18 protein-coding genes are annotated in these 21,678 nt (G+C 70.3%); 5 read left to right on the top strand and 13 right to left on the bottom strand.

Annotation, left to right across the window (positions count from 1 at the left end; all coding sequences use genetic code 11):
* Window positions 1–24 precede the first annotated feature (24 nt).
* The 3 genes from Q0283_RS15975 (at window position 25) to Q0283_RS15965 (ending at window position 2,574) form a co-directional block, all read left to right on the top strand.
* A complete protein-coding gene (locus Q0283_RS15975) occupies window positions 25–900 on the top strand; it encodes a glutamate ABC transporter substrate-binding protein (protein WP_298045556.1) in 876 nt (291 codons plus the stop codon).
* Between the two features lie 115 nt (window positions 901–1,015).
* The gene (locus Q0283_RS15970; protein WP_183527042.1) at window positions 1,016–1,690 is read left to right on the top strand and encodes an amino acid ABC transporter permease; all 675 of its coding nucleotides are present in this window, start codon (window positions 1,016–1,018) and stop codon (window positions 1,688–1,690) included.
* Window positions 1,687–2,574, top strand: a complete 888-nt coding sequence (locus Q0283_RS15965) for an amino acid ABC transporter permease (RefSeq protein ID WP_298045555.1) — start codon at window positions 1,687–1,689, stop codon at window positions 2,572–2,574. Before Q0283_RS15970 ends, Q0283_RS15965 begins: the two co-directional genes overlap by 4 nt.
* Before the next feature lie 25 nt (window positions 2,575–2,599).
* Here Q0283_RS15965 and dapE read toward each other — a convergent pair whose 3' ends face one another.
* Window positions 2,600–3,796 (bottom strand): succinyl-diaminopimelate desuccinylase, encoded by a 1,197-nt coding sequence (dapE, locus tag Q0283_RS15960; protein WP_298045553.1) that lies wholly within the window; start codon window positions 3,794–3,796, stop codon window positions 2,600–2,602.
* A 17-nt stretch (window positions 3,797–3,813) separates the two neighbouring features.
* Here dapE and dapD point away from each other — a divergent pair, with 17 nt between their 5' ends.
* Both dapD and Q0283_RS15950 read left to right on the top strand, forming a co-directional pair.
* Entirely contained in the window at window positions 3,814–4,791 is a 978-nt protein-coding gene (gene dapD, locus Q0283_RS15955; RefSeq protein ID WP_298045551.1) for a 2,3,4,5-tetrahydropyridine-2,6-dicarboxylate N-succinyltransferase, read from the top strand.
* Window positions 4,792–4,806: 15 nt separating this feature from the next.
* The gene (locus Q0283_RS15950; RefSeq protein WP_298045550.1) at window positions 4,807–5,661 is read left to right on the top strand and encodes a hypothetical protein; all 855 of its coding nucleotides are present in this window, start codon (window positions 4,807–4,809) and stop codon (window positions 5,659–5,661) included.
* Between the two features lie 102 nt (window positions 5,662–5,763).
* On the opposite strand, the gene Q0283_RS15945 is transcribed toward Q0283_RS15950, so the two are convergent.
* From Q0283_RS15945 to Q0283_RS15890, 12 genes are all read right to left on the bottom strand, one after another.
* Window positions 5,764–7,047: a citrate synthase gene (locus Q0283_RS15945; RefSeq protein ID WP_010144451.1), complete on the bottom strand. Its 1,284-nt coding sequence runs from the start codon at window positions 7,045–7,047 to the stop codon at window positions 5,764–5,766.
* Window positions 7,048–7,168: 121 nt separating this feature from the next.
* On the bottom strand, window positions 7,169–8,311 hold the full coding sequence (dapC, locus tag Q0283_RS15940; protein WP_298045548.1) for a succinyldiaminopimelate transaminase: 1,143 nt from the start codon (window positions 8,309–8,311) through the stop codon (window positions 7,169–7,171).
* Window positions 8,311–8,643, bottom strand: a complete 333-nt coding sequence (gene fdxA, locus Q0283_RS15935; RefSeq protein ID WP_010144448.1) for a ferredoxin — start codon at window positions 8,641–8,643, stop codon at window positions 8,311–8,313. The genes dapC and fdxA overlap by 1 nt, the downstream gene beginning before the upstream one ends.
* An 84-nt stretch (window positions 8,644–8,727) precedes the next feature.
* Window positions 8,728–9,216 carry a hypothetical protein gene (locus Q0283_RS15930; protein WP_298045546.1) on the bottom strand — a complete coding sequence of 163 codons (489 nt, stop codon included), beginning with the start codon at window positions 9,214–9,216 and terminating at the stop codon, window positions 8,728–8,730.
* Complete coding sequence (gene typA, locus Q0283_RS15925; RefSeq protein WP_298045545.1) at window positions 9,203–11,110, bottom strand: translational GTPase TypA; 1,908 nt, start codon at window positions 11,108–11,110, stop codon at window positions 9,203–9,205. The genes Q0283_RS15930 and typA overlap by 14 nt, the downstream gene beginning before the upstream one ends.
* A 110-nt stretch (window positions 11,111–11,220) precedes the next feature.
* A complete protein-coding gene (locus Q0283_RS15920; RefSeq protein WP_298045543.1) occupies window positions 11,221–13,041 on the bottom strand; it encodes an ABC transporter ATP-binding protein in 1,821 nt (606 codons plus the stop codon).
* Window positions 13,042–13,055: 14 nt separating this feature from the next.
* Complete coding sequence (locus Q0283_RS15915; protein ID WP_324590045.1) at window positions 13,056–14,444, bottom strand: ABC transporter permease; 1,389 nt, start codon at window positions 14,442–14,444, stop codon at window positions 13,056–13,058.
* 5 nt (window positions 14,445–14,449) lie between these two features.
* Window positions 14,450–15,967, bottom strand: coding sequence for an ABC transporter permease (locus Q0283_RS15910; RefSeq protein ID WP_183527099.1), 1,518 nt, complete (start codon window positions 15,965–15,967; stop codon window positions 14,450–14,452).
* A 187-nt stretch (window positions 15,968–16,154) separates the two neighbouring features.
* Window positions 16,155–17,993 (bottom strand): ABC transporter family substrate-binding protein, encoded by a 1,839-nt coding sequence (locus tag Q0283_RS15905; RefSeq protein WP_298045541.1) that lies wholly within the window; start codon window positions 17,991–17,993, stop codon window positions 16,155–16,157.
* Window positions 17,994–18,265: 272 nt separating this feature from the next.
* The gene (locus Q0283_RS15900) at window positions 18,266–19,150 is read right to left on the bottom strand and encodes a hypothetical protein (RefSeq protein ID WP_298045540.1); all 885 of its coding nucleotides are present in this window, start codon (window positions 19,148–19,150) and stop codon (window positions 18,266–18,268) included.
* Window positions 19,147–19,914: a hypothetical protein gene (locus tag Q0283_RS15895; RefSeq protein ID WP_298045538.1), complete on the bottom strand. Its 768-nt coding sequence runs from the start codon at window positions 19,912–19,914 to the stop codon at window positions 19,147–19,149. Before Q0283_RS15895 ends, Q0283_RS15900 begins: the two co-directional genes overlap by 4 nt.
* Window positions 19,911–21,464 (bottom strand): NAD(P)/FAD-dependent oxidoreductase, encoded by a 1,554-nt coding sequence (locus Q0283_RS15890; RefSeq protein ID WP_298045581.1) that lies wholly within the window; start codon window positions 21,462–21,464, stop codon window positions 19,911–19,913. The genes Q0283_RS15895 and Q0283_RS15890 overlap by 4 nt, the downstream gene beginning before the upstream one ends.
* Between the last annotated feature and the right edge of the window lie 214 nt (window positions 21,465–21,678).

The following is a 21,678-nucleotide window of genomic DNA, read 5'->3' as shown; positions in this document are numbered from 1 at the left end:
ATCATCACCGTCCCTGGAGGAACCATGCGCAAGAAGTACATCTCCGTCGCCGCCCTGGCCGCGTCGGCCGCCCTCGCCCTGTCCGCCTGCTCGCCGTCCTCCACGGACAACGGCGGCGGTGAGACCGGCGGCGGTGAGACCCAGGGCGGTGGCGAGACGGTCCGCATCGGCATCAAGTTCGACCAGCCCGGCCTCGGCTTCCGCGAGGGCTCCGGCGACCCGACCGGCTTCGACGTGGACGTCGCCAAGTACGTGGCCGGTGAGCTGGGCTACGCCGAGGGCGACATCGAGTGGATCCAGACCCCCTCGGCCAACCGGGAGAACGCCCTGGAGGGCGGCGAGGTCGACATGATCTTCGCCACCTACTCCATCACCGACGAGCGCGCCGAACGCGTGGACTTCGCGGGCCCGTACTTCGTGGCCGGCCAGGACCTGCTGGTGCGCCAGGACGACACCGAGATCACCGGCCCGGAGGCGCTGAACGGCAAGAACCTGTGCTCCGTCACCGGGTCCACCTCGGCCCAGCGGATCAAGGACGAGTACGCCGAGGGTGTGAACCTGGTCGAGCAGGGCGGGTACGCCGAGTGCGTGACCTACCTGGAGTCCGGCCAGGTGGACGCCGTCACCACGGACGACATCATCCTCGCCGGCCTGGCCGCCACCCCCGAGAACTCCGGCAAGTTCAAGGTGGTCGGCAACGCCTTCACCACCGAACGCTACGGCGTGGGCATCCCCAAGGGCTCGGACCAGTGCCAGGCCATCAACGACGCCATCACCAAGATGAAGGACGAGGGCGCCTGGGAGGAGGCCCTGACCACGAACACCGAGGGGACGGGCTACACCCCCGACGAGACGCTGAACAACGGCCCCGACGCCGAGCTGGTGCCCTGCGAGGCCTGAGCCGCCGCGCCGCGCGACTGAACCGCGGCACTGAGACGGCGGCGGCACGGCCCTCGGGCCGTCCCGCCGCCGTCGTCGGCCCCACCCCTCCGTCCGCTCCAGGGACAGGAACCCCATGAACGGCTTTCTTGAACTCTTCGCCGAGTACGACATCATCGGCGCCTTCTGGATGAACATTCGGCTGACCATCCTCGCGGCCATCGGCTCGTTCGCGCTGGGCACCGTGCTGGCCGTGTTCCGGATCTCCCCCGTGGGCTCGCTGCGGGCCATCGGCACCTCCTACGTGAACGTGGTGCGCAACACCCCGCTGACGATCATCATGGTGCTCGGCGTGCTGGCCGTGTGGGGCCAGCTGAAGATCACGTTCTCCTCGGACTTCGAGCTCAACTTCTTCATCTACGCCGTCATCGCGCTGTCGATCTACCACGCGGCCTTCGTGTGCGAGGCCATCCGCTCCGGGGTCAACACGGTCCCCCAGGGCCAGGCCGAGGCCGCCCGCGCCATCGGCCTGAGCTTCCTGCCCGCCGCCCGGGTGGTCGTGCTCCCCCAGGCCCTGCGCGGGGCCATCACCCCCCTGGGCAACACCCTGATCGCCCTGACCAAGAACACCACGGTGGCCGCGGCCGCCTCCGTGGCGGAGGCCTCCGGACTGATGAAGACCATGATCGAGTTCAACCCCAACCTGATGGTCTCCATCTTCCTGACCATCGCGATCGGGTTCTGCATCATCGTGATCCCGATGGGCCTGCTGACCACCTGGCTCTCCGACAAGCTGGCGGTGGCCCGATGAGAACCCAGGCCACCGTCCTCTTCGATGCCCCGGGCCCCAGGGCCCGGCGCAACATCCTGCTCTCCAACGCCGCGGCCCTGGTGGTCGTGCTGGTCATCGTGGTGCTGGTGCTGATCCAGCTCAACGAACAGGACCAGCTGGCCCCGGAGAAGTGGGCCAACGCCCTGAACGCCAACGCCTGGGCCAACTACTACCTGCCCGGGCTGAAGTTCACCCTGCAGGCCTCCGGGATCGCCGTGGTCACGGCCATGGTCTTCGGGCTCATCTTCGGCTTCATGCGCCTGGCCCCGTTCGGCCCGATCCGCTGGATCGCCGGCGTGGTGGTCGAGTTCTTCCGCGCCGTGCCGGTGCTGGTGATGATGTTCTTCCTGTACTTCTTCTTCTCCCGCATCGTCGCCCCCTCGGGACTGATCGCCTCCGCGGACGCCGCGTACTACGGGGTGATCGTCGGGCTCACCGTCTACAACGGGGCCGTGATCGCCGAACTGGTCCGCTCCGGGGTGAAGTCGCTGCCCAAGGGACAGCGCGAGGCCGCCGCAGCCGTGGGGATGACCAACAACCAGTCCCTGCGCCTGGTCGAGGTCCCCCAGGCCCTGACCGCAATGCTGCCCTCACTGCTGAGCCAGTTCGTGGTCATCATCAAGGACTCCGCCCTGGGCTACCTGATCGGCTTCTACGAACTGCTGCAGTACTCCCGCCAGCTCGGCTCGGGCTACTCCAACATCCTGCAGACCCTCGTGGTGGCCGCACTGATCTTCATCGTCATCAACTTCATCCTCACCTGGCTGGCCTCCAAGCTCGCCGGACGGCTCTCCTCCCGCACCGGCGGGGACACCGCACCGGTCACCTCCACCACCATGGGCCCCGCACTCTCGGTCAGGTAGGCCGGGCGGCCGGCGGTCCGGGCCGTCAGCGGACGTCGGACTCCGGCACGAGCCAGCGACGCAGCGCCCCCAGGCACGCCCGCACCGCGCCGGCGGTGACGTGCTCGTCGTCGGCGTGGGCCAGCAGGGCGTCCCCCGGCCCGAAGTTCACGGCCGGCACGCCCAGCTCGGAGAACCGGGCGACGTCCGTCCAGCCGTACTTGGGCATCGGTACCCCGCCGACGGCGGCGACGAAGGCCGCCGCCGCAGGGTGGTCCAGGCCGGGGCGGGCCGCGGGCGAGGCGTCCGTGACCTCGACGGCCTCCGGGGAGATGCCGGCGTGGGACAGGACCGCGTACACGTGCTCGTGCGCCTGCTCGACGGTCTTGTCCGGGGCGAACCGGTAGTTGACCTCCACGGCGCAGGAGTCGGGCACGACGTTGCCCGCGGTGCCGCCGTGGATCCGCACCGCGTTCAGTCCCTCCCGGTAGTCCAGGCCCTCGACCGTGACCGTGGCCGGCTCGTAGGCGGCCAGCACCGTCAGCAGGGGGGCGGTCGCGTGGATCGCGTTGACCCCGCGCCAGGACCGGCCCGTGTGGGCGGCGACGCCCGGCACCGTCACGAGGTACCGGCTGGTGCCGTTGCACCCTCCCTCCACCACGCCGTCGGTGGGTTCCAGCAGCACCGCGAAGTCCGCCTCCAGCAACGCGGACGCCTGCCGGGCGATGCGGCCCAGGCCGGACCGCGCCGCCTCGACCTCCTCGTGGTCGTAGAACACCCAGGTGACGTCCCGCGCGGGACGGGGGCCGGCGTCGCGCCCCAGGAGCCCGGCCAGTGCCAGCTGGACGGCCACTCCGCCCTTCATGTCCGTGGCGCCGCGTCCGTAGAGCACGTCCCCGTCGGCCGGCACGGCCGCCACGGTCCCGACGCCGGTCGCCGGCTCCCAGCGCGAGGGCACCGTGCCCCGGGCACCGGGGACGGTGGGCAGCGGGACGGTGTCCAGGTGACCGGCCAGCACCACCCGGGAGTCCAGCCCGAACTCGGTGCGGGCCACCACCGCGTCACCGATGCGCTGCACGCTCAGGGCCGGCAGGGCCCGCAGCGCCTCCTCGACGGCGTCCGCCAGCAGGGTCTCGTGGTCGGACACGGAATGGATGTCCAGCAGCTCGGCGGTCAGCAGGGCCACGTCGAGGTCGAGAGGGGGCAGGACGGGCGCGGTGGTGACCGGGAGGGAAGAATCCATGCCAGTAGGATATTCCCATGGACTCCAACCCCTCCCAGCCCGGCGCCACCCTGACCACCCCACGGACGGCCTCCGGCCTCGGACTGGCGACCTTCGCCGCGGACGGCACCGTCCTGGACGCCTGGTTCCCGGCCCCGGCGCTGGGCCCGGCGGCCGACGTGGACAGCTCGATGACCGGGGCCCTGGAGTCCGTCGCCCGCCCCGACGCGGACCGGGGCACCACCCAGCGGGTCGTGACCGTGGAGTCTGACCTGGACTCCGCGCCCGTCGACACCCTGGACTCCTGGCTGCGGCTGCATCTGCTGTCCCACCGCCTGGCGGCCCCCAACACCCTCAACCTGGACGGGATCTTCGGCACCCTGGCCAACGTGGTGTGGACCAGCGCCGGTCCCTGCTCGACCGACGGCTTCGAGGCGACCCGGCTGAAGCTGCGCGCCCGCGGCCCCGTGGCGGTGTACGGCGTGGACAAGTTCCCGCGAATGACGGACTACGTGCTCCCCTCCGGGGTCCGGATCGCCGACGCCGACCGGGTGCGGCTCGGAGCCCACCTGGCCGCGGGCACGACCGTGATGCACGAGGGCTTCGTGAACTTCAACGCCGGCACGCTCGGCGCCTCCATGGTGGAGGGCCGGATCTCGGCCGGTGTGGTGGTCGGTAACGGTTCCGACGTCGGCGGCGGGGCCTCCATCATGGGCACCCTCTCCGGCGGTGGCACGCAGCGCATCGTCATCGGTGAGCGCGTGCTGCTGGGCGCCAACGCCGGCGTGGGCATCTCCGTGGGCGACGACTGCGTGGTGGAGGCCGGGCTGTACGTGACCGCCGGGACCCGGGTGACCGTGAAGCAGGACTCGGGGACCGAGTCCGTGGTCAAGGCGCTGGACCTGTCCGGGGTCCCGAACCTGCTGTTCCGCCGCGACTCCTCCACCGGCCAGGTCCAGGCCCTGCCCCGGGCCGGGCAGACCGTCGTGCTCAATGACGCGCTGCACGCCAACTGACGCCCGGGCGTACCGATGAGCCCCCGCCGGACGCGGCGCCGGCGCGCGCTCGGGGTGCTCGTGGTCTGCGCGGTGCTCGTGGCGGGCGGGTTCTGGGCCGCCTCCCGGTTCATCGACTCCTCCGAGATCCTGGTGCGGGAGCGGTGCACCGCCGTGGTCGGCACGGAGTCCTTCGGCCTCGCCCCGGACCAGGCGGCCAACGCCGCCCTGATCGCGGCCGTGGCCATGGACCGCGGGCTGCCCGCCCGGGCGGCCTCGATCGGCATCGCCACCGCCGTGCAGGAGTCCAAGCTGCGCAACATCGACTACGGGGACGAGGCCGGGCCCGACTCCCGCGGGCTGTTCCAGCAGCGGCCCTCGCAGGGCTGGGGGTCCGAGGAGCAGGTCATGGACCCGGTGTACGCCACGAACCGGTTCTACCAGGAGCTCGAGCTGCTGGTCCCGGACTTCGAGGACCTGGACATCACCGTGGCCGCCCAGACCGTCCAGCGCTCGGCGTACCCCGATGCCTATGCCGACCACGAACCGGAGGGCCGGGCCTACGCGTCCGCCCTGACCGGGCACTCCCCCGCCGGGCTGAACTGCGTGCTGCGCTCACCCGAGGGCCCCGGGGACGCCCGGGCCCTGGTGGCCGCCCTGACGGACCAGCTCTCGGACGTGGATCCCGCGGTCTCCGGGGACGGGCACACCGTGACCATCCCGGCCACGGGCGCGCGCGGCTGGGCCCTGGTGCAGTGGGCCGTGGCCAACGCGCGGCAGTACGGCGTCACGGCGGCGTCCTTCGGCGGCCAGGGCTGGGTCCGCGCGGACCACGGCTGGTCGCCGGCCACCGGGACCGAGGGCGCGGTCACCATCACCCTGGCGGGTTGAGCGGTCCACAGACGCACGAATCCCGGTCATCCCGACCACGCCCCCGCCGGGACGGGCGGGGTGTCGTCGGGAGGACCGGGAGACGCGGACGGGTGCTCGGGCTCAGCGGCCCGGGTAGTCCCGCAGGTCGTAGCCGGTGTAGACCTGGCGCGGCCGGCCGATCTTGGTGGACGGATCCTGCATCAGCTCGCGCCACTGGGCGATCCAGCCGGGCAGGCGGCCCAGGGCGAACAGCACGGTGAACATCTTCTCCGGGAAGCCCATGGCCTTGTAGATCACGCCGGTGTAGAAGTCGACGTTCGGGTAGAGGCGGCGCTCCACGAAGTAGTCATCGGCCAGGGCCTTCTCCTCGAGGCGCTGGGCGATCTCGAGCAGTTCGTCGTGGCCGCCGAGCTTGCCCAGGATGTCCTCGGCGGTCTTCTTGATGATCTTGGCGCGCGGGTCGTAGTTCTTGTAGACCCGGTGGCCGAAGCCCATCAGCTTGATGCCGGCCTCCTTGTTCTTCACCTTCTCCATGAAGTCCTCGGGGCTGACACCCTCGTCCTTGATGCGGTGCAGCATGTTCAGCACCGCCTCGTTGGCCCCGCCGTGCAGCGGGCCGTAGAGGGCGTTGATGCCGGCCGAGACGGAGGCGAACATGTTGGCCTGCGAGGAGCCCACGAGGCGCACGGTGGAGGTGGAGCAGTTCTGCTCGTGGTCGGCGTGCAGCATGAGCAGCATGTCCAGGGCCTTGACCATGTCCGGGTCCAGCTCGTAGGGCTCGGCCGGGACGCCGAAGCACTGGCGCAGGAAGTTCTCCACCAGGTTCAGCGAGTTGTCCGGGTACAGCATCGGCTGGCCCAGCGACTTCTTGAACGCGTAGGAGGCGATGACCGGCAGCTTGGCCATCAGCCGGATGGTGGAGATGTGGACCTGTTCCTCGTCGAACGGGTCCAGGGAGTCCGGGTAGAACGTGGACAGCGCGGACACCGCGGAGGACAGGACCGGCATCGGGTGGGCGTCCCGCGGGAAGCCGCCGAAGAAGCCCTTGAGGTCCTCGTGGAGCATGGTGTGGCGGCGGATGTTCTCGTCCCAGGCTCCCAGCTGGTCACCGGTGGGCAGGTCGCCGTAGATCAGCAGGTAGGCGACCTCCAGGAAGGAGGAGTTCTCGGCCAGTTGCTCGATGGGGTAACCGCGGTAGCGCAGCACGCCCTCGTCGCCGTCGATGAAGGTGATGGCCGACTTGGTGTTGGCCGTGTTCATGAACCCCGGGTCGTAGGTGACCAGACCGGTGTTCTTCAGCAGGGGCCCGATGTTCAGACCGTCGTTGCCGGCGGTCGCCTGCTCGCGGGGTAGGTCGACGCTCGTGCCGTCGACGGACAGCGCTGCCGAAGTGTTCTCGGTCATGGGTACTCCCTCATGAGTTCGTCGGTGACGCGGACCACGGCACCGAGGGGTGGGGGTCGCGATGATTCAATCCTCGTCAACGCTACCAAGCACCGGGCTGATGCACGGAATCGGTGACGACCTAACGCCAGGCGCGAAGCCGTTCCGCGGCCCGGGCGACGGCGTCGTCCGTGGCCGTGATCGCGACCCGGACGTAGCCGTTGCCGGCCGTGCCGTAGAACGTGCCCGGGCCCACCAGGATGCCCCGTTCCGCGAGCTGTCCGACCAGCGCCCAGCTGTCCGCCTCGCTGGGCGCACCGTCCCGGGTGCCGTCCCGGGTCCAGAGGTAGAGCCCCGCCTCGGAGTGGTCCACGACCAGGCCGGCCGAGGTCAGGGCGTCCTTCAGCAGCGACCGCCGGGCGCGGTACCGGTCCTTCTGTGCGGCCACGTGGGCGTCGTCGCCCAGCGCGACCGTCATGGCGGCCTGCACCGGCGCCGGGACGATCATCCCGGCGTGCTTGCGGCTGTTGACGAGGTTCCTCACCAGGCCCGGGTCCCCCGCCGCGAACGCGGCCCGGTAACCGGCCAGGTTGGACTGCTTGGAGAGTGAGTACACGCTGAGCAGGCCCGTGTGGTCCCCGCCGGAGACCTTCTCGGAGAGGATGCAGGGCGTGCCGGCCGCGGAGTCGTCCCACCGGTCCCAGCCGAGCTCGGCATAGCACTCGTCCCCGGCCACCACCGCGCCGAGCCGCCGGGCCTGGTCGACGACGGCGCGCAGCCGGTCGGCGGAGGCCACCTGCCCGGTGGGGTTGGCCGGGGAGTTGGTCCAGACCAGTCTCACGCGGGCGCGGGTCCCGGCGTCGAGGTCGTCCAGGGAGTCCGCGGCGACGGCCTCGGCACCCACCAGCAGCGCGCCGATGTCGTAGGTGGGGTAGGCGACGGTCGGGCGGACCACCACGTCCCCGGGGCCGATGCCGAGCAGCAGCGGCAGCCAGGCGATGAACTCCTTGGAGCCCACGGTGGGGATCACGGCCTGCGGGTCCAGCCCGGGCACGCCGCGACGTCGGGCGTACCAGGCGGCGATGGCCTCGCGCAGTTCGGCCGTGCCGTGCGTGGTCGGGTACCCGTGGGCGTTGGCCGCCGCGGCCAGCGCACGCTGGATCAGTTCCGGGGTGTCGTCCACGGGCGTGCCGATGGACAGGTCGCTGATCCCCCCGGGATGGCCCGCTGCGGTGCGCCGGTAGGGCGCCAGGGACTCCCAGGGGTACTCGGGCAGTGTGAGCACTACAGGTCGGCCGGCTGTGGCTGCGGGGGCAGCGCGGCGACGAGCGGGTGGTCCTTGTTGATCAGGCCCATCTTGGCCGCACCGCCCGGGGAGCCGAGGTCGTCGAAGAACTCCACGTTGGCCTTGTAGTAATCGGCCCACTCCTCGGGCGTGTCGTCCTCGTAGTAGATCGCCTCGACGGGGCACACCGGTTCGCAGGCGCCACAGTCCACGCACTCGTCGGGGTGGATGTACAGCATCCGCTCCCCCTCGTAGATGCAGTCCACCGGGCATTCATCGATGCAGGCCTTGTCCTTCAGGTCCACACACGGCAGGGCGATGACGTACGTCACTTCAGACCGTCCACCTTCCAGCGGTTCGTCGGTTCGGGTCCGGGCACCACGCGGCGTGCCGGACGAGAGGTTTCTGCGGACAGTCTAGTCCCGTGACGCGGGCACCCGCAGGAGCGGCTGGGCCACGAGCATCGTGAGCACGGCCACCACGGGCAGGCCCCACAGCCAGACCGCGCCGGAAACCGCCGGGCCCGGGACCACGCGCAACGTGTACTCGGTCAGGGCCACCGCGAAGGTGTCCAGTCCCGGCCAGGCGGACAGCCCCAGCGCGGTGGTGAAGGCCACGATGGCGCTCACGCCACCGGCCCACGCGACCGAGCAGCGCAGCGTCCACCACAGCTGCGCGGACGCGGCCAGCACCAGCGCGAGGACGGCTCCCCACGGCAGGACGGTCTCACCCAGCCAGGCGAAGTGCGTGTGCAGCACGGTGCCCAGGACCCCGACGCCCGCCCCGACCAGGACCGCACCCAGCGCGGCGCGCCAGGGGGCCATGACCGCGGACGGGGCGTCGTTGTGCCGGCCGGGACCGTCCGGTGTCGGGGTGTTGCGCCGGGGCGCCTCAGGCGCGGGCACGGGCGCGGTTGGCCTTGTTCCGCTCGTTGGCGTCCAGGATCACCTTGCGGATGCGGATGTCCTCGGGGGTGATCTCCACGCACTCGTCCTCGCGGGCGAACTCGAGCGACTCCTCGAGGGTCAGCCTGCGCGGCGGGGTCAGCCCCTCGAAGGAGTCCGAGGAGGCCGCACGCATGTTCGTGAGCTTCTTCTCCTTGGTGATGTTCACGTCCATGTCATCGGCGCGCGAGTTCTCGCCGACGATCATGCCCTCGTACACCTCGGAACCGGGCTGGATGAAGAACGTGCCGCGTTCCTGCAGGTTGATCATCGCGAACGGGGTGGCGGTGCCCGAGCGGTCGGCCACCAGCGAGCCGTTGGTGCGGTACTCGATCGGGCCGGCCCAGGGCTCGTAGCCGTTGGCGATGGAGGAGGCGATGCCGGCCCCGCGGGTGTCCGTGAGGAACTGGGTGCGGAAGCCGATCAGGCCGCGGGCGGGGACGTTGAACTCCATCCGGATCCAGCCGGTGCCGTGGTTGGACATCTCGGTCATCCGGCCCTTGCGGGCGGCCATCAGCTGGGTGATGGCGCCCATGAACTCCTCCGGGGTGTCGATGGTCATCAGTTCCATCGGCTCGTGGACCTTGCCGTCGATGGTCTTGGTGACCACCTGGGGCTTGCCGACGGTCAGCTCGAAGCCCTCGCGGCGCATCTGCTCCACCAGGATGGCCAGCGCCAGCTCACCGCGGCCCTGGACCTCCCAGGCGTCGGGACGCTCGGTGGGCAGGACCTTCAGCGAGACGTTGCCGACCAGCTCGGCGTCGAGGCGGTCCTTGACCTGGCGGGCGGTGACCTTGGCGTTCTTCACCCTGCCCGCCAGCGGGGAGGTGTTGATGCCGACGGTCATCGAGATCGCCGGGTCGTCCACCGTGATCAGCGGCAACGGCTTCGGGTTCTCCGGATCGGTGAGGGTCTCGCCGATCATGATGTCCTCGATGCCGGCGACGGCCACGATCTCCCCCGGGCCCGCCGACTCGATCGGCTCGCGGGACAACCCCTTGGTGCCGAGCAGCTCGGTGATCTTCACCGTCTTCAGCTGCCCGTCCTGACGCGCCCAGGCCACCTGCTGGCCCTTCTTCAGGGTGCCGTTGAAGATGCGCAGCAGGGCCAGGCGGCCCAGGAAGGGAGAGGCGTCCAGGTTCGTGACGTGGGCCTGCAGCACCTCACCGGGCGTGTAGGTCGGGGCCGGGATGTGCTCCAGGATGGTCGCGAACAGCGGCTCCAGGTCCTCGCTGTCCGGCAGCTGGCCGTCCGCCGGCTGCTCGAGGGAGGCCCTGCCGGCCTTGCCGGAGGCGTAGACGATCGGCAGGTTCAGCACGGAGTCCAGGTCCAGGTCCTCGACCTCGTCGGCCAGGTCCGAGGCCAGGCCCAGCAGCAGGTCCATGGAGTCGGAGACGACGCCGTCGATGCGCGCGTCCGGACGGTCGGTCTTGTTGACCACGAGGATGACGGGCAGCTTGGCGGCCAGGGCCTTGCGGAGCACGAAGCGGGTCTGGGGCAGCGGTCCCTCGGAGGAGTCCACCAGGAGCACGACGCCGTCCACCATGGACAGCCCGCGCTCGACCTCACCGCCGAAGTCGGCGTGGCCGGGGGTGTCGATGACGTTGAAGGTCACCATCTCGCCCTTGGCCGCGGGACCGGAGTAGAACACGGTGGTGTTCTTGGCCAGGATGGTGATGCCCTTCTCGCGTTCGAGCTCACCGGAGTCCATCACCCGGTCCTCCACCTCACCGTGGCTGGAGAAGGCGCCGGCCTGGCGCAGCATCGCATCCACCAGGGTGGTCTTGCCGTGGTCGACGTGGGCCACGATGGCGACGTTGCGGAGATCGGTGCGCTGGGTGAGGGTTTCAGTCATAGAGGTGCCTGTTCATCGAGGACGGCGGAAGGTACGGGGCTGCCGGCAAAGCCGTCTACAGGCCCCGTCCGATTGTACGGGACGCCGGCAAGCGCTCCCGTCCGCCGTCCTCAGTAGGGGGTCTCGCCCAGGGACTGCAGCAGCTGGCGCCGCTCGGTCCGCTTGGCCAGCTGCTCGTCCGGGTCCGGGGCCGGGGCGGCCGCCAGCAGGCGCTTCGTGTAGTCCTCGGCCGGGTGGTGCAGCACCTCGGCGGTGGGGCCCTGTTCCACCTGGCGGCCGTCCTTGAGGACCAGCACCCGGTGGGCCAGCATGTCCACCACGGCCAGGTCGTGCGAGACGAACAGGCAGGCGAACTCGTACCGGGACTGCAGCTCGGCGAACATGTCGAGCACGGCGGCCTGCACGGACACGTCCAGGGCCGAGGTCGGCTCGTCCGCGATCAGCACCTCGGGGTCCAGGGTGAGCGCCCGGGCGATGGAGATGCGCTGACGCTGACCACCGGAGAGCTCGTGCGGGTACCGGTTGACCACCGAGCGCGGGAGCTTGACGGCGTCCAGCAGCTCGTAGGCCCGCTGCATCTGCGACGCCCTGTTGCCCACCTTGTGGATGACCATCGGTTCGGTGATGACGTCACCGATCGGGAAGCGCGGGTCCAGGGAGGCCGCGGGGTCCTGGAAGACGACTCCGATGCGCTTGCGCATCCGGCGGGCCTCGCCACCGGCCATCCGGGTCAGGTCCTCCCCGCGGATCCTCAACGAGCCCTGGGCCACGGGCAGCAGCCCCAGGACGGCCTTGGCGATCGTGGACTTGCCCGAACCGGACTCCCCCACCAGCCCGAGGATCTCCCCCGGGGACACCGTGAAGTCGATGTCGTGCACCACGCGGTTCTTCTTGCCGCGGTGGTCGTACTCGATGCACATCCCCTCGGCCTCGATGGCATAGCTGACCCTCGACTGGGTCTCGGTGACCGGCTCCGGTTCGGCGACCTCCAGCTCGGCACCGAGCCGCGGCACGGACGCCAGCAGCCGTTGCGTGTATGGGTGCTGGGGGTTCTGCATGACCTGGTGGACCTCGCCGGACTCCACCAGCTCGCCGCGCAGCATCACGCAGACGCGATCGGCCATGTCCGCCACCACGCCCATGTTGTGCGTGATGAGCAGGATGCCGGTGTTCAGCTGGTCCTTGAGCGAGCGCAACAGCTCGAGGATCTCGGCCTGGACCGTGACGTCGAGTGCGGTGGTCGGTTCGTCGGCGATGATCACCTCGGGCGAGCAGCTGATCGCCATGGCGATGACGATGCGCTGGCGCTGGCCTCCGGAGAACTGGTGCGGGTACTGCCGCAGCCGGTTCTTCGCGTCCTGGATCCCGACCATCTCCAGCAGCTCCGCGGCCCGGCGGTCCGCCTCGGTGCCGAAGGCGATCCCGTGCAGGTTCAGCGCCTCGGTGAGCTGGTCACCCACGGTCAGCACGGGGTTCAGCGCGGTCATCGGCTCCTGGAAGACCATGGCGGCATGGCGGCCACGGATCCGGCGCAGTCCGGAGGCGTCCAGTGCGGTGACGTCGCGGTCGCCCAGCATCACCGTGCCGGAGACGTTCGCGTTGTTCGGCAGCAGGCCCATGGCGGTGGCCGAGGTGACCGACTTGCCCGAGCCCGACTCACCGACCAGGGCGACGACCTCACCCGGCTTGATGTCGAAGCTGACCCCCTTGACCGCCTCGACCTGGCCGAACTCCGTGTCGAAGGTCACCGAGACGTCCTGGAAGGACAGGATCGGCCTGCCGTCGCGGTCCGGGTGGCGCTGGACCACCCCCAGCGAGCCGGTGGCCGGGGATGAGCCCGACGTCGGCCGGGCCGCGTGCGAGCCCGGCCCGGGAGCCTCGTCCACCACGTCGGCGGTCCCTTCACGGTTCTTGCGTCCGAAGATGCCCATGGCCTCTCCCCTCCTCAGTCTCTCGGTTCCTGGTCGTCACGACGGTGCTCGTCCGGGCGGTCTCCGCCCGGGTGGTCTCCGTCCGGGCGGTTCCTGCCCTTCCGGCGGTCCCCGTGCCGGCGGGGCCCCCCGTGCGGCTCATCGTCCGAGTGGATCTCGTCGCGCAGTTCCGCGGAGGTCGTCGTCGGCCTCAGCGCCCCGGTGGCGGGCACGTCCCGGCCGCCGGCTCCGGCGCTGGTCTCCGTGGCGGCCCGGTCGAGGGCCTTGTCCCGACCGGAGATGCCGAAGGTGCCCAGGCGGCGGTTCCTCCGCGCCGTGCGCGCGCCCTGGCGGGGGTCGAACGCGTCGCGCAGGCCGTCGCCCAGGAAGTTCACGGACAGGGCGATGGCCAGGATGAGCATGCCGGGCCACCAGAACAGCCACGGACGGGTGGTGAAGGCGTTCTGGTACTGGCTGATCAGCAGGCCCAGCGAGGACTCGGGGGCCTGGACGCCGAAGCCCAGGAAGGACAGCGAGGTCTCCAGCAGGATGGCCGAGGCGATCGCGAAGGTGGCGTTGACGACGATCACGCCGATGGTGTTCGGGAGCAGGTGCCGGCCGATCACGCGGGCCGGGTGGGCTCCCATGGCCACCGAGGCCGCCACGAACTCCTTCTCGCGCAGGGACAGCACCTCACCGCGCACCAGCCGGGCCAGGGAGGTCCAGGTGACCAGTCCCAGCACGACCGCCAGGGGGATGATGCCGGCATCGAGGCTGGAGGTCATCCGGCCCAGCACGGCGGCCAGCACCAGCAGCGGGATCACGATGATCAGGTCGGTCAGGCGCATCAGCAGGGAGTCGATCCACCCGCGGAAGTACCCGGCGATGGCACCGATGGTCGCACCGATCACGGTGGAGACCAGGCCGACCACCAGCGCGATGATCAGGGACTGCTGGGTGCCGCGCATGACCAGGGCGAAGTAGTCCTTGCCCGTGTTGTCCTGGCCGAACGGGTGCTCGCCCCAGCGGATGCCCTCCCCGCCCAGCCACTGCGGGACCAGGGACAGGGTGGGGGCGCCGCCGTCGACCACCGTGGACGAGGTCAGGTAGCTCTTGTCCCACCAGCCGGGGATCCCGGCCCAGCCGATCGAGCTGAACGCGAGGATGAAGATCAGGACCAGGAACACGGCCGAGGGCATGGCGGCCCTGTGGTTCCGGAACTTGCGCAGGACCATCTGGCCCTGGCTGTAGGACTTGCCGGTCTTCTGCCGCAGCTTCGCGTCCTCGACCTCGGCGAGGTTGGCCATGTCGACGGCCTGCTGGGAGGGGCCGGTGCCGTCCCGCAGGGTCGTGGCGGTTCGTGACGGGTTCTCGTCCATGGTCTTCGGGTCCTGCTCGTTGCGGGGGTCGGTGTCGTTGCGCATGCCGCTCACACCCGGATCCGGGGGTCGAGGACCGCGTACAGGATGTCGGCCAGCAGGTTGAACAGCACCGCGGCCGTGCCGGTGACCAGGAAGAAGGCCATCACCGGCGCGGGGTCCACCTGGTCCAGTCCGGTGGCGAACATCTCGCCCATGCCCTTCCAGCCGAAGACCCGTTCCGTGATGACGGCACCGCCGATCAGGGCCGCGAAGTCGAAGGCCATGATCGTGGTGATCGGGATCAGCGAGTTGCGGAAGGCGTGCTTGAGGATGACCTGCCGCTCGCCGAGCCCCTTGGCACGGGCGGTGCGGATGTAGTCCTGCTGGCTGACCTCGAGCATGGACGCGCGGGTGTAGCGCGAGTAGGTCGCCAGGGAGACCAGGGCCAGCAGGATGGTGGGCAGCAGCAGCTGGGTCCCCTTGTCCAGGAAGTCCTCCCAGAAGGTGCCGGAGAAGTTCGGGGTCTGCGAGCCGATGGTGGAGATCGGCCGCCCCACGATCTCGAGGTATCCCGGCCAGGCGCGGAAGAGGTGCTCCACGATGATCAGCAGGCCCATGACCCCGGCCGTGAAGAGGGACACGATGGTGGCCGCGCCCTTGGAGAACCCGCCCATCAGGCGACCCACGGCGACCGCCACGATGACCAGCACGACCGCCAGGACGAGCAGGGTCGTCCAGGTCGGGTCCCACAGCAGGGTGTAGGTGGCGTAATAGGACACGACGCCCAGGGCGGCGGTCACCAGCCCCGCGTACAGCACGCGGCGGTTCTGCAGGCCGGCGCCCAGCGCGGTGGCCCCGACGGCGGCCGCGGCCCCGACGAGCGCGATGACGACCGGGCCCAATTGCGGGTACTGGGCGAAGTTCAGCCAGTCCAGGTACGGGATGGCCAGGACGGTGAAGAGGAAGGCGCCCAGGAAGGTGAAGAGGCGGCGCCTGGCCGGACCGGCCAGTACGGCCTGCAGGACCACCCCGAGCAGCAGTCCGGCGACGATCGCCGCGGGCCAGGTGAAGCCCGGGTCCGCCATCCAGTCGTTGAACCCGATGGCCAGGTACTCCTTGAGCAGCACGGCCGCCCAGAAGACCGGCAGCGAGAAGAACAGGAACGTCAGGAAGGTGACCGCGTAGTCCATGCCGGAGTACTGGCGGATGGCGGTCAGGATGCCGATGACGATGCCGAAGACCATGGCGATCACCGTGGCCAGCACGACCAGGCGCAGGGTCGAGGCGGCGGCCAGCCCGAGCAGGTCGACGACCTCCTGGCCCTGGCGGTTGGTGCCGAGCTCACACTGGCCGATGAAGCACTGGCCCACGCCGGTGAGCCAGGTCCAGTACCGCTGGTACCAGGGCATGTCCAGGTTCATGAACTGGGTGCGCTGCTGCATGAGGTAGTCGCGGTTCTCCGCGTTGGACTCGCGCAGGTCGGCCAGGGGATCGCCGGAGTTGATGGTGAGCACGTAGAGCAGCACCGAGGCTCCGAGGAGCACCAGGAACGAGCTGCCGAAGCGCCTGAGGATGAATTTCAGCACAACTGAACGTTGCCTTCCGTACCAAGGGTGTCGTGGACGTGGTCATGATCACACCACGGGCCGCTCCCCCGACACGGCCGGACCCGCCGGGTCCGGCCGGTCGTGGGGAGCACGGCTGAGGCCCGGCCGGATGATGGCCGGGCCTCAGCAGTGGTCATGGATCATCCCCGTGGGGGTCAGCCGAGGGTCACTCGGCGCGGACCCACTGCTGGGCGTTCCAGACGGCCCCGGACTGGGTGGCGGTGTCGCGGACGTTGGCCACGTCCGCCGAGTGCGCCACGACGCCCGGGTGCGCGTACAGCGGGATGCCGAACAGGTTGTCCCACAGGCCCTTCTCGATGACCTTCACCTGCTCGGCGTGCACGGCGGGGTCGACGGATCCGGCCAGGGTGTCCCAGGCGGCGTCGACCTCCTTGTTGGAGAACTTGCCGTAGTTCTGCTGACCGGTGGAGTGGTAGATGTTGCGGCCCGAGGCGATCTGGCCGGAGCCGGCCCAGGCGAACAGCGCGACCTCGTAGTCACCCTGCGGCATGGTCTTGTCGAAGAAGTCGGCGGAGCCCACGTCCTCGATCACGAAGCCGGCCTCGTCACAGGAGGACTTGATGGCGGCCACGGTATCGGAGCGGCGCGGGTTCGGGGCCGAGTAGCCGATGCGGACCTTGGTGCCCTCGGCGCCCTCGGCCTCGACGATCTTCTTGGCGCCCTCGACGTCGACCTCGTCATAGCTGCCGTCATAAGCGGCGTCCACGACCTCCTGGTAGGTGTCCTGGAACGGGAACACCTCGCGGGCGTTCATGACCACGGCCTCGGGGTCGACCGGCTTGATCAGGTTGTCCACGATCTGCTGGCGCGGCACGCACATGGCGAAGGCCTTGCGCAGTTCGAGGTTGTCCGCGAACGGCGAGCCGTCCATGAAGTTGAAGTCCAGGTGCTCCCAGGTCAGGGAGGCACCGGTCTGGATGACGATCTGGTCGCCCAGGTCCTCCAGCTGGGACAGGGTGTCCACGGTGGCCTGCGGCTCGATGACGTTCAGGTCACCGTTGGCGAGGGCCTGGACGTGGGTGTCGGCGGCCGCGAAGCGGATGACCAGTTCCTTGGTGGCCGGCGGGGTGCCCCAGTAGTTCTCGTTGGCCGTCAGGGTGATGGACTGGCCCGGCTCCCAGCTCTTGAACGTGTAGGGGCCGTTGGAGGGGGCGATCGACTCGTCCGGAAGGGTGCCCGGGGAGGTGTTCCAGCCGGTGTTCCAGAACTCGGCGGCGGGGGCCAGGGCCTTCGCGTCCTCGTTCCGGACGGCCTCGAGCATGGCGTCCATGCCCATGCCGGACTCCTCGGCGACCACGTGGGCCGGCAGGGCGGTGTCCACGAGGATCGGCCAGTCGGCGTAGGGCTCCTTGAAGGTGATGGTGAATTCCTTGCCGGCGGGATCACCCTCCGGCGCCTCGCTGACGTACTCGCCGAAGGACTGCGAGATGGCATTGAACAGCGGCGCCGCCTCCTCGCCCGAACCGGTGGTGATGCGCGGGTTCTCGACGCCCCACTTGAGGATGTAGTCGGCGGCGGTGACGGGGGTCCCGTCCGACCACACGGCCTCCTCGTTGATGGTGTACTTCACCGTCAGCGGGTCATCGGAGACCTTCTCGTAGGTGCCGTACTCCTCGTTCTGGTAGATCTGTCCGTCGGTGCCGAAGTAGGCGAAGGTGGAGATGAGCCGCTCGGTGACCGCCGAGTTGTAGGTCGAGTAGGTCTCCGGCGTCATGGAGTTGTAGGAGATGAACTCGTCCTCGCCCACCGAGTAGGCGATGGAGCCGTCCTGGGTCTCGATCTCCCCGAGGTCCGCCAGTCCGGTGTCGGCGGGTTCGACGGTGTACTTCTCCCCGAAGTCGCCGGTCGCGACCTCGCCGTTGCCCTCGGGGGCGGCGGAGCCGGTGTCAGAGTTCTCGGCCGGGCCGCCCGGCGCGCAGGCGGACAGGACGAGCGCGGAGCCGGCCAGGAGGGCGGCTGCGGCAGAAAGCTTTGTGTACTTCATCAAAGCGTCTCCATTCAGACAGGTGCGAGGCGTGCTGTGCTCCCGATCCGACCCGTCTGGGGTGGAGGGCCGGTCTCCGGCCGAAATCCGGTTTCCCCTCCCCGGCCGGTAGTGAGCGACACCACAAGGTGTGCAAGACATTAGTCCCGCAACATGTAAAAGCACCATTGAATAGTCGGCCGCCGACCGGATCGTTACCATCCCGTAACTTGGCGGCCACCAGCGGAAACATGCTGTTTTCAAGACTTCATCGGCGGTTCACAAGCGGGCTCTCACCGGGGCATTTGGGGCCCCGCCGGGACGTACGGCAGGTAGGAGATCCCGGAGACGTTGTACGTGAACCTGATGCCCATGACGATCCGGATCCCCACGTGCATGCCCCACGCCCCGAGGGCGAACGCCTGGCCGAGCCTGCGGTGCACGAGCGACAGCGGCGCCCCGAGCTCCACGGTCAGGGAGACGGCGGCGAGAAGGGTGAACAGTCCCTTCTGCCGGTACAGCGCGGAACCGGCCTCGGTCCTGGCGGAGCCGAAGAGGTCCTTGCGCAGTCCGTCCACGGCGATCTGGCCGCGCAGTACGTCGCCCTGTGCCCACCTCATCCCGAGGGGGCCCCGGACCTTCGCCACGCCGGAGATGAAGTAGACGGCGCAGGTGGCGATGTTCAGCACGGTCGGGACCGCGCCGTAGGCCCGGTCGAAGCGCTGCGGGAGCAGGGTGCGGTCACGGACCAGGGCGTCGACGCTCAGGGCGTCGGCGGAGCGGGTGGTTCCCAGGACCATCTGGTGCATCGTCATCATGTTGTCGTTGTGCAGCAGCATCGTCCAGGAGTTGCGGTAGGTGATGGTCCACAACTGCAGCGCCGCGTTCAGCGGACCGGTCACCCGGTGGCCGATCCCCAGCGTCGCCGCGATGTTGACCGCCTGGGCGGTGTCGAAGAGGGCGTCCGCCACCGTCGGCGGCAAAGGCCTCCTCAGCACCCTGACCACCCCGACAGGGGTGAACTGCGTCTCGTCCTGGCGGTGGAGCCTGCGGAACATGGGACGCCGGCGGATGTTGTGCACCGCGGAGAACGTGCCGGTGGCCAGGCGCAGCACGGCCGGGCGCACGGGTTGGGCCGCCGGGCGGAGGTGGTCGACGAGGGTCTGGACGAGGGTCATCGGGTGGTCTCCTGCGCGGGGGCCCGCACGGTGCGCGGTGCGGCCTGGACGGTGTGCTCGGTGCGGTAGTCGGCCGGCGTGTTCCCCTGGCCGATGGGGGCGGGTGGCGTATTGCCGAGCCCGGATCGGGCCATCGGCCCGGTGGGCGGTCCCTGCGGGTCCTGGGTGGGGTCGGTGCGGGTCTCGGCGACCTCGACGGCCGTGCCTCCGACGTCCGCGCGGGCGTGGACGGTCTCGACCTGCGGGGTGGTGTTGCCCGCGTAGTAGGTGTCGAAGAAGTACCGCGAGCGCACGACCTCGACGCGGACGATGCCGGATTCGCGGCGGCGGCGGACGGCACCGGGGCCCCCTCCGCGCGGCACGGGCCGCTCACCCTGGGCGGCCAGGGCATCGGCGTAGCGCTGGGCGACCTCCACCGCGCGGCCCTGGCGGACCATGCGGGTGACCTGTTTGCGGACCTGGTTCAGCCCGCCGGCGCCGAAGTGGCTGTAGTGCGGGACGATCCGCTCACCCTCGGTGGTGAACCCGGTCACGTGCGGGATGCGGGTCCGGTCCTTGCGGTGGTCCGAGAACATCGGATAGGTCGAGAGCGGGAAGGAGTCCTCCTCGGCCTTGTCCCTGCCGTTGAAGTAGTGGCGCACCGGGGAGAGCAGCACGGCGGCCAGGGCGGCTCCCGCGGCCAGCGCCCAGAGGTCCCGCTCCGTCGCTGCGGGGGCGGTCAGCACCCCCGGCAGCGACGTCGGACGGGTGGGGTCGTCTGTCATGGTCTGTCCTCTCGAGGGGTGCGGGGGTGCGTGTGACGCCGGGTGCGGCCCCGCGCCGCGTCGGCCAGGGCGGCCCGGGCGGCGTGCAGTCCGGCCATGCCGTGCACCCCGCCTCCGGGCGGGGTGGACGAGGAGGCCAGGTACAGCCCCGGTGTGCCGGTGCGGTGGGGGCTGAGCACGGGGGCCGGTCGCAGCACCTGCTGCAGCCCGCCCATGGATCCGCCGGCCACGTCCCCGCCGATGAGGTTGGGGTTCCAGGACTGGAGGGCCGAGGGGGTGGTGGCCACCCGGTGGACGATCCGGTCCCGGAAACCCGGGGCGAAGCGTTCGATCTGTTCGGCGATCAGGTGCTCGACCGGGGCGTCGTACCCACCGGGGACGTGGGCGTAGGTCCACACCACCGTCTTCCCGGCGGCCGGGCCGGTGGCCCGGGACGGGTCCCCCGCCTGCTGCTGGCAGACCATGACGAACGGCCTGTCCGGCATCCGGCCGGCCTTGGCCTCGCGCTCGGCGTGCTCCAGCTCGGCCAGCGTGCCGGTCACGTGGACGGTACCGGCGCCGGCCACCCGGGAGTCGGTCCACGGGATCGGCCCGTCGAGCAGGTAGTCCACCTTCGAGACCCCTGTCCCGTAGCGCCAGCGCCGCAGGTGCGCGGCATAGCGGTCACTGAGGTCCGCCCCGTCGAGGGCGAGCAGCTGCCGGGGCGTGAGGTCGAGCAGGATCGCGTCCGCGTCCGGGAACTCGCGCAGGTCGGTGACCTCGTGGTCCAGGTGGATGCGCCCACCGTGAGCAGCCAGGACGGAGGCGAGCGCCGCCGTGATGGCACCGGAGCCGCCCTTGGCCACGGGCCACCCGCGGGTCATGCCCAGGGCACCGAAGATCAGGCCGAACGCGGCCGTGAACAGGTGGGTGGGCGGCAGGATGGCGTGGATCGAGGAACTCGCGAACAGGGACCTCGCCGTCTCGTCCCGGAAGATGGCCCGGCCGACGGCGCCCGCGGGCCAGAGGGCCCGGATCCCGAAGCGGGCCATGCTGACCGGGTGCCGCGGCACGCGCACCAGTGACGGGCCGAGGATGTTCTCCAGGTGCGCGTCGATGTCCTTCACGAGCGGGGCGTGCAGCCGGGTCCACGCCGTGCCGTCCTGACCGAGTCCGGCGGCCGTGGCCTCGAGGGTACGGTGCAGGATCGCCGCCGGACGGCCGTCCAGCGGGTGTGCCATCGGGTAGTCACTGTGCAGCCATTCGAGGCCGTGTGCGCCCAGGTCCAGGTCCCGGAACACGGGGCTGGCGACACCGAAGGGATGGCCCGCCGCCCCGAGGTCCACGATGGTCCCCGGGCCGAGCACGTCGGCGGAGGCGGAGGCACCGCCCGGGGCCGTGTGCCGCTCGTAGACGTCGACCTCCCAGCCCGCGCGGGCCAGCACCGCGGCGGCGGTCAGCCCGTTGGGTCCGGAGCCGACGACGACGGCGCGCCGCCCGTGCGTGGATCGCCTGGATCGACCGGTGGGTCGGGGAGTGTGCGCCTGCTGCGCCGGCTCCTGGTGCGTCATCACGTCTGTTCCTGTCCTTGGAAGATCCTGTGAATATCCTGCGGGACCGGTATGAGACGGGGATGAGTCGACGATGAGACGACGATGAGGGCCCCGGCCGGGTCGGCGATCCCGTCCTGCCGAACCTATCGGATGGCCCTGGTCCTGGGGATGGGCCCGGTCCTGAGGAGGGCCCGGTCCGGAGAGAGGCTGCGTCTCGGGACGGCCCCGAACC

Source organism: uncultured Citricoccus sp. (assembly GCF_937871995.1).
Classification (GTDB): domain Bacteria; phylum Actinomycetota; class Actinomycetes; order Actinomycetales; family Micrococcaceae; genus Citricoccus.
The sequence above is the reverse complement of the archived record's forward strand: the minus strand, read 5'-3'. Positions and strand labels throughout refer to the sequence as shown.